The organism is Kitasatospora sp. NPDC059817, assembly GCF_042731835.1.
Classification (GTDB): Bacteria; Actinomycetota; Actinomycetes; order Streptomycetales; family Streptomycetaceae; genus Kitasatospora.
The window spans coordinates 1-1,014 of record NZ_JBHWIR010000452.1 but is presented as its reverse complement, the minus strand read 5'-3'; the positions used below and the strand labels follow the sequence as shown (position 1 = coordinate 1,014).

Sequence of the window (1,014 nt, the reverse complement as noted above, 5' to 3'; positions counted from 1 at the left end):
GCCGCTGCGCGGTCGCTTCGCGAGCCTGGACACCCCGCCCGGAGCCCCGGTGCGGCGGAGCTGTCCGACCGAGGAGGGAACCCCGCCCAGGGCCCGTTGTGGCCGGGCCCGGCTGGGCGGGTGCGGGTCGGCGTGGGGGAAAGGGCAGGTCAGGGGTGTTCTCTGGCTTGACCCGACCCCGAGAACATGGTTTAATTAGTGATGTCGGAAGGGGAGGGCAACACCCCGGCCGACCACCGGAGGGCCGACCGGCCCCCGGCACCACCTCTCACCAGGAGACACAGATGGACCAGCGACCCACCGTCGCCGACCTCGCCCACCCGATCGCCCTCGCGCTCGGCGGGAACTGGCGACCGACGCCGGTGTTCCACGGCGTCCGGGAGTTGACCCACGCCGCCATCCTCACCCACCTCGACGCCCGACAGCTCCACCTGTCCGAGCGCTTCGACGACCCCGGTCACCTCCACATCCGGGGTCACTTCCCCGCCACCGACTACGAGTTCCGGCGGGGCGAACTCGACAGCATCCGCATCGCCATGGACGAGGCGGCCGAAGCCATCGCCGCCCTGCTGTCCGGCGAGTTCATCGACGCGCACCGCGACGTGCACCGGCGCGTGAAGGAGCACAACAGCCAGCAGGCCAAGACCCGGCGGGCGGTCGAGGAGCACGCCCGCGACATCGCCGCCCGGCTCCCCGGGGCCCGGACCCGAATTGACGGGACCAGCGCCTATCTCTTTATCGACCTTGAGCCCGGAGAAGTCCGGATCGGGATCGAAGGGGATGCCGTCAATATCGTGCTGAACGATGCGCCCCAGATCATCGCCGACGCCGTCGTGTTCGCGGTGAGCCGATTCCTGCCGCACATCCAGACACCCGAGGGCGAGCGCGGCCAGCAGGCAGCCGAACTCACCCTCTGATCTCCCGACAATCCCGGGCGGCGCGCCCCCCGGGCGCGCCCCCCCCCCCCCCCCCGAAACCCACCATAGTGGCCGCCCCGTTGGTTTTGATCACCCA

1 protein-coding gene is annotated in these 1,014 nt (G+C 70.8%); it reads left to right on the top strand.

Annotated features, from left to right (window positions below; translation table 11 throughout):
- The first annotated feature begins 284 nt into the window (after nucleotides 1-284).
- A complete protein-coding gene (locus ACFV61_RS36165; RefSeq protein ID WP_380496443.1) occupies nucleotides 285-917 on the top strand; it encodes a hypothetical protein in 633 nt (210 codons plus the stop codon).
- The last annotated feature ends 97 nt before the right edge of the window (nucleotides 918-1,014 follow it).

Excerpts from the sequence above, each read along its gene's own strand:
- ACFV61_RS36165 (WP_380496443.1), top strand. The coding sequence starts at position 285 with ATGGACCAGCGACCCACCGTCGCCGACCTCGCCCACCCGATCGCCCTC.